The organism is Okeania sp., assembly GCF_035285525.1.
GTDB lineage: Bacteria > Cyanobacteriota > Cyanobacteriia > Cyanobacteriales > Microcoleaceae > Trichodesmium.
Window position 1 is genome coordinate 1 of the sequence record NZ_JAYKGW010000200.1, and the last position, 11,747, is coordinate 11,747.

The 11,747-nt window shown below is 31.7% G+C and carries 9 protein-coding genes; 3 read left to right on the top strand and 6 right to left on the bottom strand.

Going from position 1 to position 11,747, the window contains the following annotated elements:
- On the top strand, window positions 1-229 hold a 229-nt coding region (locus VKJ25_RS19110; protein ID WP_324238230.1), incomplete at its 5' end, for a hypothetical protein.
- Between the two features lie 169 nt (window positions 230-398).
- Here the strand turns inward: VKJ25_RS19110 and VKJ25_RS19115 are convergent.
- A complete protein-coding gene (locus tag VKJ25_RS19115) occupies window positions 399-3,437 on the bottom strand; it encodes a hypothetical protein (RefSeq protein ID WP_324238231.1) in 3,039 nt (1,012 codons plus the stop codon).
- A gap of 718 nt (window positions 3,438-4,155) precedes the next feature.
- On the opposite strand from VKJ25_RS19115, the gene VKJ25_RS19120 reads away from it, so the two are divergent.
- Window positions 4,156-4,791, top strand: a complete 636-nt coding sequence (locus VKJ25_RS19120; protein ID WP_324238232.1) for an RNA ligase family protein — start codon at window positions 4,156-4,158, stop codon at window positions 4,789-4,791.
- A 510-nt stretch (window positions 4,792-5,301) separates the two neighbouring features.
- Here the strand turns inward: VKJ25_RS19120 and VKJ25_RS24720 are convergent.
- From VKJ25_RS24720 to dnaN, 5 genes are all read right to left on the bottom strand, one after another.
- Window positions 5,302-5,592: a tetratricopeptide repeat protein gene (locus VKJ25_RS24720; protein ID WP_375340351.1), complete on the bottom strand. Its 291-nt coding sequence runs from the start codon at window positions 5,590-5,592 to the stop codon at window positions 5,302-5,304.
- Complete coding sequence (locus VKJ25_RS19125; protein WP_324238233.1) at window positions 5,593-6,180, bottom strand: tetratricopeptide repeat protein; 588 nt, start codon at window positions 6,178-6,180, stop codon at window positions 5,593-5,595.
- A 24-nt stretch (window positions 6,181-6,204) separates the two neighbouring features.
- On the bottom strand, window positions 6,205-6,282 hold the full coding sequence (locus tag VKJ25_RS24725; RefSeq protein WP_375340352.1) for a tetratricopeptide repeat protein: 78 nt from the start codon (window positions 6,280-6,282) through the stop codon (window positions 6,205-6,207).
- Between the two features lie 24 nt (window positions 6,283-6,306).
- Window positions 6,307-6,588 (bottom strand): tetratricopeptide repeat protein, encoded by a 282-nt coding sequence (locus VKJ25_RS19130; RefSeq protein ID WP_324238234.1) that lies wholly within the window; start codon window positions 6,586-6,588, stop codon window positions 6,307-6,309.
- Window positions 6,589-6,754: 166 nt separating this feature from the next.
- The gene (gene dnaN / locus VKJ25_RS19135; protein ID WP_324238235.1) at window positions 6,755-7,918 is read right to left on the bottom strand and encodes a DNA polymerase III subunit beta; all 1,164 of its coding nucleotides are present in this window, start codon (window positions 7,916-7,918) and stop codon (window positions 6,755-6,757) included.
- Window positions 7,919-8,823: 905 nt separating this feature from the next.
- Here dnaN and VKJ25_RS19140 point away from each other — a divergent pair.
- Window positions 8,824-11,747, top strand: a 2,924-nt coding sequence (locus VKJ25_RS19140; protein WP_324238236.1) for a type ISP restriction/modification enzyme, incomplete at its 3' end; no start/stop codon positions are given.

Consider the following 11,747-nt stretch of genomic DNA (forward strand, 5'->3'; position numbering starts at 1 on the left):
AGATATTTTAGCTAAAGGCAAATTTTCTATAATTATTAAATATAGATATCCTCAGAATTTTCCACTTTCTGACTTTTGCCGAAAGTTGAGATATTTTGCCAGAGAATATCAAAGTTTGCTTAGGAAAAATATTTTAGCTAAAGGCAAATTTTTTTTAATTCTTAAATATAGATATTCTGATAATTTATTACTTTCTGACTTTTGCCGAAAATTCATAGATTTTGTCTGAGAATATCAAAGTTTATTTAGGAAAAATATTTTAGCTAAAGGCAAATTTTTTATCATAAATATTTCTAGTGCGAGCATCTTGCTCGCGTATATCTCAGCAATTTATAAACCACTGTAATATTTCAAATATTTCTACTATTTACTGAACACTTATTTTCCCCAACCTCCTATTAAAAATCAACTCCATCAACAGCATCATTAACCTCTGTCAAAAAAGCCAAAGCATTAAACTCTATACTTTCTGTCATCTGAGGAAAAATTGCTAAACTTCCCAACGCTTCATCACCAATAATATTTTCATAAGGGTCTAACTTTAAACTTAAATTACTACTATCTCTTTCCTGTTTTTCAAACCTCGAAAAATGGAAAAAAGTTAAATATTGAAGAATATCATTTTTCAACGAACTATCATAAACCAAACCTTGCCGAATGTCCTCATCATCCATCACCCCAGAATAATATTTTCCTAACAAAGTGGAATAAGAAATAACGCCATTATAAAATCGTTCATCCTCAGTTCTTTTACCACCCACAGAAATGCCATTAAACAAATTGAAAAATACCACTGATTTTTGACTACTATCTTCAGCAAGATTCATTAATTGTCTAGTGTCTTGAATATACAAAGATTTTGCTCCAGGAGTTTTGAGTTTTCGGACATAATATTTATCAAAAAGTACAGGATATATTTTAATGTCATCTCGGTTTTGTTTCATCGTTTTAATAATAGTAGGAGACATAAAATATAATCTTTCTTCCTCTTCTTGTTGAGTAATATGTAATTTACTGGTATAAGGTGCTTGTGCTACATATAAAAAGTGTTGATATCCTTCCAAACAAAGTTCGCTAATTCTATCCATTAACACAGGTGGTTCCTCATACATCTTTCCTTGTTTATAGTTATCAAAAAATGTAGTCAAAGGTTGAATTTTTACACTGCCATTTTCTAACCTTTCAATACTTATTACTTCTCCAAATAAATTAGTAATTCTATCACTACGTTTTTGACTACCTTTTCTGGAGTCACTCAGTTTACTAGAAACAATAATAATTGCCAGTTTATCTAATAAAGTAAAATCAGAATTATTATTGAAACTAAACTTTTTAGGCAATACAGAATATAGGGAATTTAAACCATTCCTAACATAACTATTACCTACCCGAAAACCTTGAGAATTACACCGATATTTTTTACTAAAAATAAAAGCTAATGTTTTGGCAACATTAGCCAGAAACTTTTCAGCCGGAAAAGGATTTTCATGGGTTCCTTCATGGAGTCGCAACATCGGAATAAATAACTCTTTTTCTTCTCCTGAATATTGCTCTAATAAAATATGTAAACAAAGATAAGATAACAATATCCAAGTAAAACGATAGATAAATGCTTGAGTCGAATTTAATTGATTTTTTCCTGATTTTAAACGTTCATTATTGTAACTAAATAGAATAAATTTATATCCTTTCTGCACAAAATTTTCGTGATAAATTTGCCTACAAGTATCTGTATTAGGTATCCACATTACAGGCAATGTTTTAATTCCTGCTATATCATATTCCCACTGAAAACTTTGGCGATCGCTTCCCTCAAAATAACGTACATCTTCTATCTTAATACTTGCAGGTAGCTGACACACCGCTCGATTATTTGTTGCTTCCTTAACCAGAAAAATATACCTCAGACATTTCTTATAATTCTCTCTTAAATCATCGTGAAAAAAATTACCTTGAAACAAACTATCATCATCAGTTTTGATAATTCTTTTATTAATACAAATTTCCCGCCTTTCTATAGAGTTAGGTAATTTTTTCCCTCTATCTAAAAAGTTTCTGACTAAACCCCTTAACTTCTCGATTTTTTGCTTCACTCCATATCTCTTAAATCCTTCTATCAAGCCCCGAAAAATCTTATCTTTTTCATCATCATTATCTCCTTTCAATACAGGCAAAACATTTTCATCAAATTTAGGTATAGGATTATAAGTTAAATCATCATCATAATGATAATTCTCTTCCGTTGGGTTTGGGCAAGAAAATATAAAATAGTATAAAAAAGCTCGCGTCAATATTTTTCTTGCCCAAGTTTTCTTTTTCTCTGGATTAGCCTTTAACGCCTCATTTTCCTCATAATTATTATGAGTAATTATCTCCAAATTATAATCAAAAACTTCTTTTCCACCCCTAGCTTGTACTTTCCCATCCAACTTCATTTTCAAACCCAAAATAAACTGAGTTTCTCCTGTTTCTCTATTTGTAGTTTCTCCCAAATTACCATGAATAATTGGAATAATTGGCAGTGCATCAAAAACTTCAGCACGAGCAAAAATATCCCGGTAATTAAAACTTTCTTCAGCATAAGAAACATCATAATATCCATCAGCTTTAGACTCATCATTAATATATTCTTCCACTAACTTCAAACGCCGAATTAAAACTTTCATATAAATAACTCCTAGCTTATAATTAGTCTCAATATTCGCTAATAAATGTTCTAAATATATAATTTTAGCTTCCTTTTTTAACTTCCCCAAAGTTTCCTCATCTACGAGTTTTTGTAACTTATTAAAATCGGAGTTTCTATCCTCAACTTGTTTTCCTAAAAGAACATAAATATCTTCAATCTCTTCTGGGTCTTCTGAATCAAAATTCTTTTGAATTCTCCGTTTAATTCCTGTTTTTAGCTGAGACTGAAACTGCGTAATATTTCCCACTGTAATTGTCAGCTTATGGAATTTTAACAAAGAATTACTACCGGGAAGTTGAGAATCTAAAATTAACTCTTGTTTTTGCAAGTCTATGTATTTTTCGTCAAAAGGATAAGCTAAACCTAGTTTATTAGCACGCCCCTGAAAATCTGTTAAATTAACAATCAAACTATCGACAAAACTAGCAATATCTCCTATTCCTTCAGTAGATTCTAAATTAGCGATTAAATAGTCTTTTATTTCTCGTATTTTACTCAGAAATTTTTCTTTCTCTTTCTCTACAAAATTTACAGTAGCAACACGAACACCCTTCGTATTGCTTAAAGGATTTTGAATATCCATAGTAGCAATAGACTCAGCTATCTCATCAATATTTATCAGTAAACGTCGGCGATCGCTCGATATTTTAAACAGATTTTGTTCTGGTAATTTATTCAAAATTTTTTCTAACAAGCTTTGATAGTTAACCGGAACTAGATTATCACCTTCCCTAATAGTATTTCCCATTTTTATTGCACCCTAGTTAATTGTATTTATGCAATTATTATGCTGGAAATTATATCCAGCTAAATTCTTATTTATTAATTATATAGACAAACTAACTACTATTATAAAATGATAAAATTCTATATATTTTCTTTATTTTTACCGAATAATTAAGCTTTCAAGCCTCTCCTTTAAAGGGGATAAAAAAAGAATATTCAATATAGTCAAGCCTCCTTATTCCAAGAGGTACTGATAACTTTACGGACTTTGCACGTCTAGCGTCCCTACTGATAACTGAAATGACCAAACATTTTTCTGAACTTATGAAATTATACTCTTAAAGTTTTAACCAATTAACATAAGCATTCAGCTAGAAAATAAATAAAGCAAAAATTGCCTTAACTTCTACCACATTTTCAACCCATAAACCATAAACTAAACCAAAAGAAAAACCTGCTTTAGTTTCAAATAAAAGTAATAAACCTGATAACTAATACCTGACTGCTAACTGCTTACCACTAATCTTAATTTGGTTGTCAAAAATTCCAGAATAAAAGATAAGAAAGCATTCTTCAATTATCCCAGATTTTTCTAAACTTTTCCCAAAAAATATATTTTCACCAATCAAATAGGCAAAAGTAATTTTAAAAAGTAATTCTACCTAATTAAACATAGATAACCATTTTGTAATTATTTATGTTACATTAGAAATACATTGTGTAGAATAAAAGATAAAAGAATGAATGAATACCATAAAATCCAAACCGTTTTTTTGAGAAATCCTGACAGTAATTATAAAGATTTACTGTTAGGTAAATTTGCTAAACCAGAATTTGATTTGCTCAAAAATATCGACTGGGTTTGGACAGAAAAAATAGACGGTACAAACATCCGAATAATGTGGGATGGCGAGTCAGTTAAATTTGGAGGTAGAAGTGATAATGCTCAAATTCGTACATCATTATTAGAGGTGCTGCAAAAGAAATTTACCGTAGATAAAATGAGTCGAGTATTTAAGGAACAAACAGAAGTTTGTTTATACGGTGAAGGTTACGGTAAAGGGACTCATAAAGGAGGAAATTATTTACCAAATAGTGTTGATTTTATACTTTTTGATATTAAGATTGGAGAGTGGTGGTTAACAAGAGAAAGTATTGAAGAAATAGCAGAAATGCTTGGTATTAAAATTGTACCAATAATTGGTATTGGTTCCCTGGATAAAGCAGTAGAATTTGCCAAAAAAGGTTTCACTTCTCGCATAACAGAAAATAAACAATTTATGGCAGAAGGTTTGATTATGAAACCTCAGCAAGAATTATTTAATCGTGCTGGAAAGCGAGTAATAACTAAGATTAAATATAAAGATTTTTTTTGATATTTTTATAAATAGGGACGTTGCATAACAAAAATGCGTTACATGTCGCGCAGCGAAACGTCCCTACAAGATTTTGGTTATGACAATGTGGTTCATCCATTTCAAAAGCGCTGTAAACATAATAACTTACTGAAGTTAACTGATAATTAATTTCATTCTTATATCACTTCTTGGAAATTAATTCCTCCTTTAGTCTGATAATGAGTTAATAACTCAAAGCTAATAGCTGTTAGCTAAATTCTCTTACAAATAATCTTTCTCTACTTCTTACTCTTTTTTCTCTGATAGTAAGACTTTTATCTGAGGATTTTCTAATAATTTAGTTGCATCTACTAATAGTTTATCAGTCCAAAGTTCTTTTTTAAGACGCTGCAAGTTTCCCCAATTTTTGTCTAATTTTAATGCTGTTTCAGCTATTGTTAAACTTTCAGTTTTGTCTTTGTTGTAGAGAGCAACTCCTAATGCTAATTTAGGTTCTACTAATTGGTTATTAATTTCAAGTGCAGCTTGTCAATGTTCTATTGCTTCATCTATTTTTTTCATTTCATATTTAACTAAGCCAAGATTAATAATAGAAACTTCATAGTCTGGTTGAATTTCTAAAGCTTTTTCATAAGCAGCGATCGCCTCTTCATATCTTTCTAAATGTGACAGAGCAGTGCCTTTGTCAAACCAAGCTTCGTGAGAGTCTGGTTGAATTTCTAAAGCTTTTTCATAAGCAATGATCGCTTCTTCATATCTTTCTAAATTTTCCAGAGCAATACCTTTATTGCTCCAAACTTGGTGATTATCTGGTTTAATTTATAGAAATTTATCATAAGCATAAATCTCTTCTTTATATCTCCCTAAAAGTGACAAAGCATAGCCTTTATCGTACAAAGCTCCTTCATAATCTGGTTTAATTTCTAGAGCGTTATCATAAGCGATAATTGCTTCTTCATATTTTTCTAAATTTGAGAGAGCATAGCCTTTATTTTGCCAAGCATAGTGAGAGTTTTGTTTGATTTTTATAGCTTTATCAAAAGCAAAAACAGCCTGTTCATATCTACCTAAATATCTCAAAGCAATACCTTTATTATTCCAAGCATCGTGAAAGTATCGTTTGATTTCTATAGCTTTATCAAAAGCAGAAAGCGCCTGTTCATATCTACCTAAATATCTCAAAGAATAGCCTTTATTGTTCCAAGCTTCGTGATAGTCTGATTTAATTTCTAAAGATTTTTTATAAGCAAATATCGCCTCTTCATATCTGCCTAAATCTGACAGAGCAAGACCTTTATTGTTCCAAGTTTGATTATCATCTGGTTCTATTTCTAGATATCTATCATAAATAGAAATTGCCTTTTCATATTTACCTAAATATCTTAGTGCGTTGCCTTTCTTGTTCAAAGCATAGTGATAGTTTGGTTTGATTTATATAGCTCTATCAAAAGCAAAAACAGCCTGTTCATATCTACCTAAATACCTCAAAGCAATGCCTTTGCTATTCAAAGCATAGTAATAGTTTGGTTTGATTTATATAGCTCTATCAAAAGCAGAAATAGCCTCTTCGTATCTGCCTAAATCTGACAGAGCATTGCCTTTGCCATTCCAAGCTTCGTGAAAGTCTGGTTTAATTTCAATAGCTCTATCAAAAGCATAAATCGTCTGTTCATATCTACCTAAGTCTGACAAAGCGATGCCTTTATTATACCAAGCTTGGTAATAGTCTGGTTCAATTTCTATCGCTTTTTCATAAGCAGCGATCACCTCTTCATATCTTTCTGATTTTATTAGTGCATCTCCCTTATTTCTCAAAATTATGTGATAGCCTGGTTTAAGTTCTAGGTCTATTTTTTATCTATCATAATCAGTTATATGTAAATTTTGTGATAATTAACTAGCAACCATAGTTATAAAAAAACAAGCTTAAACTTTTTGAACGCTTAAGCTTGTTTCTTTATTATAATAAAAAACTTTACCTTTAACTTCTTAACTGAACAGGCATAATTAAATAAGTCATTTTTAATCCTCCCAAAGGATTTAAAACTACCGGAGTTGTAGCCGTATTTAACTGAATAGAAATTTCCGAAGCTGAAGGAATAGCTTTCAAACCTTCAATCAAATACTTAACATTAAAAGCAATTTCTTCTGGTTCATCAGCAGAAATTTGTGCTGCCAGAGACTCTTTTCCACTACCCACATCTTGAGCTTCTACAGATAAAGAAATTTCCTGATTAACATTATCAATAGAACACTTTAAAATGTTATTTTTTTGGTCAGCTAAAACAGCTATTCTTTCCACCGCTCCTAAAAATTGTTTCCTATCTACATTAATTTGATTAGTAAATTTATTAGGTAATAATTGACGATAAGCTGGATATTGACCTTCCAATTTTCGGCTAGTTAAACGTTGTTCTCCCAACTCAAAAATTACCTGACTTTCATCAAATTTCAACGTCACAGAAGCACCAGATTTACCCATTCCAATCATTCGTTCAATTTCTCTTAAAGCTTTTGCTGGAATAGTTGCTTCAAACTCTGGCATTTCTTCAACTTCTTCTGTTTCTTCCTCATCCTCCGGTGTGACACTTTCAGTCTCCACTATTGCTAAACGATGACCATCAGTAGCAGCAAATACTAAACCATCTGGTTGTACTTTTAAATTTACTCCCGTTAATACTTGTTTGGTTTCATCAGGACTTGTCGCAAATAGAGTACCTTTCAAACCACTAATTAAAGCTTCCGGTGGTAAATTTACTACTCCTCCATCTTCTACGTTTGGTAATTCTGGATATTCCTCCCCTCCCATACCTCTAACTTGGTAACGTCCAGATGTGGAAGTAAGGGTAGCAACGGCTTCTCCCTCATCATCATCAATGGTAATATTACCGTCTGGTAATCTTGAGACAATATCGTTAAATAATTTGGCAGGTAAGGTAAAAGTTCCACCGGTTTCTACAACTGCTGGAAAACTGGAACGAATGCCTAAACTTAGGTCAAAACCTGTTAATTCTAAACGTTGATTCTCTACATCTGCGGTTAATAAAACGTTGGCTAATACGGGATGATTAGGGCGAGAAGGAACTGCACGGCTAACTAAAGAAAGGTTACTACTTAAGTCACTTTGGGTACAAGTTAATTTCATTGGATTTTATTTATTTGATGAACTTGAGGTTTTTTCAACAAAGCTTACCTCGGACTGAAATCCTAGCATTATTAACTGAAGTAATCTAGACTTCTAATACCAAGGGCGATAAATGTTTTTTGGAAATGTGTAGAAGTCAGTAAGAGGGAAAAGTTTTATTAATAATATTTCTATTTAATATCTGTGGAAAATGTGGAAAACTTCAAAAAATTTTTACCAGGACAATGATTTCACCAATAAATAGCCTGTGGAAAACCTGTGGAAAAATCTATATTATGGGTCATTTCAGTTATCAGTTTGTAGGGACGTTGCATGCAACGTCCTTACAGTTATCAGTATTTTTGGCTGTTTGCACAGCATGACCTAATTTTTAATTAAAATACTTTTCAAAAATTAAAATTAACATAGATGGATTTATGTCAAGAAAGCCTAACTTTTCAGTTATCAGTTCCTAGGGACGTTGCATGCAAGGTCCGTACAGTTATCACGTCCGTACAGTTATCAGTATTTTTGGTTATTTACGAAGCATTCCACACCGAAAGTATCGGGATTGAAATACTGAATTTTTATTTCTTTCATCGCCTTCAAAGGGGAGGCTTAAAACCTGATTTTAATTGATTGAAAACAAAGATTAATCGTAAGCATTCAGCTATTAGCATCTCAGCTATCAGCTCTTTAATGAAGAGAGCAAATTTTTGAACTTATAGTACATTTTTAAGCCATAAATTGAAGTACAAAAACGAGGTTTTGAGTTGTCAACCCATACATTGTTTGGCAGGAAATGTAAATATTTCCCAGAAGCTGATAACTGATCGCTGATTGCTAAATACTTAAGGTTAATCTTCCCATACTGAATCCTCAAATGATACTATTCGTAGTACCAATATCTATTTTTGCCAAAAAATATGAATACCTTTTCTAAGTACATCAAAGAAATAGAATTTTATCTACAATCCGACAACGCTACAGAACATACATATCGCCCCATATTAAAAAGTTTAATAGAATCTTTTGCCACTGAAATTAATGCAATTAATGAACCTAAAAGAATTAAATGCGGTGCGCCAGATTTTTTAGTTTTCCAAAAACAACAAACTATCGGATATATAGAAGCAAAAAATATTGGTACTTCCCTCAATAAAGCCGAGAAAACTACTCAACTAACTCGCTATTTTAAAAGTTTAGGAAATTTAATTTTAACCGACCATATAGAATTTCGTTGGTATATTAAAGGCGAACAAAGTTTAAAAGCTAAAATTGCCAAACTTAGCAAAAATAAGAAACAATTAACTCCAGACTTAGAAGGAATAGAACAAACAAAACAAATATTCCAAAAATTCTTAAATATTAACATTCCCTTAGTCAAAACACCCCAGGAATTAGCAACTAGAATGGCAAATATTGCTCAGTTAATTAGAGAAGCGATCGCTACTGCTTTAAATGATGAAGATAAGGGAGGAACATTACGAGACCAACTCGAATCTTTTCAGAATGTTTTACTGAAAGATTTAACTAAAAATAAGTTCGCAGATATGTACGCCCAAACTATTTGTTATGGTTTATTTGCTGCTCGTTGTAATTGCGATATTCCCGATAATTTTTCTAGGTGGGTAGCAGCTCGCGATTTGCCAAAAACCAACCCATTTCTTAGGAATATTTTCGGGCAAATTGTTGGTACAGAATTAGATGAAAGAATTGCTTGGGCGGTAGATGATTTAGCAGAATTATTGAAGCATACAGACATGACAGAAATTCTTCAGGATTTCGGAAAAAAGACTCGTAAATCTGACCCAGTTGTTCATTTTTATGAAACATTTCTAACAGCTTATGACCCAAAAATGAGAAAATCGCGTGGTGTTTATTATACTCCCGAACCTGTGGTTAATTATATTGTCAGAAGTGTCGATTATATTTTAAAAAATAAGTTTGATATTCCTAAAGGTTTAGCAGATGCTAATAAAATCAAAATTTCTCATCCTAACCAGAAAGGAAATATTGATAGTAATCAAGAAATTCATCAAGTTTTAATTCTCGACCCGGCAGTGGGAACAGGAACTTTTATGTATGCTGTTATTAGCCATATTTATGAAAGTTTTCTACAACAAAAAGGAATGTGGTCTAGTTATGTTAGTCAACATTTATTGCCTCGTTTATTTGGTTTTGAATTATTGATGGCTCCTTATACGGTAGCGCACATGAAATTAGGTTTACAACTGCAAGAATTAGGTTATAAATTTGATTCAGATGAACGGTTGAGAATTTATTTAACTAATACATTACAAGAGGCATTTCAATTAGAAAAACAAGTAATTGGTTTTGCAACTAGGATTAAAGAAGAGGCTGAAAATGCTAAAGAAATTAAACAAGAATTACCAGTAATGATAATCTTAGGAAATCCTCCTTATGCTTATGAGTCAGAAAATACTGACCCTTGGATTATTAATTTAGTCAGAGATTATTATCAAATTGACGGGAAACCTTTAGGAGAAAAAAACCCTAAAGGATTATTAGATGATTATGTTAAATTTATTCGTTTTAGTCAGTGCCAGATTGAAAAAACAGGATATGGTGTATTAGCTTTTATTACTAATCATGGTTATTTAGATAATCCAACTTTTCGTGGAATGCGTCAAAGTTTAATGACAACTTTTGATGAGATTTATGTTTTAGATTTGCATGGAAATAGTAAAAAGAAAGAAGTTTCTCCTGATGGTTCTCCAGACCAAAATGTGTTTGATATTCAGCAGGGAGTAGCTATTGGAATTTTTATTAAGTTGCCTAGAAAAAGTCAGAAATTAGCAAAAGTTTATCATGCAGATTTATGGGGAGTACGGGAGTTATTTGAAGATACTTCTACTGGTAAAAAATTGATAGCTGGTAAGTATCATTGGTTGGAAGAAAATGATATTTATTCTACAGAATGGGAAGTTTTAAAACCTCAGTCAAAATTCTATTTATTTAAGCCTCAAAATATTGATTTTCTTTCCGAGTATGAGCAATTCTGGAAAGTAACTGAAATTTTCCCAACTCATAGTGTCGGAGTTATTACTGCCAGAGATAATTTAACAATTCATTTCACAGAAAAAGATATTTGGAATACTGTAAATAAGTTTGTAAATTTATCTGTAGAATCGGCAAGAAATGAATATAATTTAGGCAAAGATACAAGAGACTGGAAAGTTGATTTAGCTCAAAAAGATTTAAAAAAATCTGAGATTTCTCAAAGCAATATTACTCCTATACTTTATCGACCTTTTGACAAAAGATATACTTATTATACAGGCAGATCGAGAGGTTTTCATTGTACTCCTAGAGGTGAAGTAATGAAACATTTTTTGGCAGGAGAAAACTTAGGTTTAATTACAACTCGTCAGCAGTCACAACCCGGAAATTGGCATCTATTTGGAGTGACAGAAAATATTATTGAATCTTGTGCAATATCAAATAAAACAAAAGAGATAAATTACCTTTTTCCTCTCTACCTTTACCCTGATACTCCAGGTGAAAAACAATTAGGAATAGGTCGTCGCGCCAACCTCGCACCAGAATTTGTTCAAGACTTCTCAAAACGACTCAAAATGAAATTTATAATTGATAGTAAAGACAGTAAAAAACAAACATTCAGAGCTGAAGATATCTTTAATTATATATATGCAATTTTTCATTCTCCCACCTACCGCAGTCGCTACTCCGAATTTCTGAAAATAGACTTTCCACACATTCCTTTAACTAACAACCCAGAATTATTTTTCCAACTAATAAAAATAGGCGATCGCCTGATTAATCTCCACTTAATGAAAATAACTGCCTCAGAAATTAGTAGTTATCC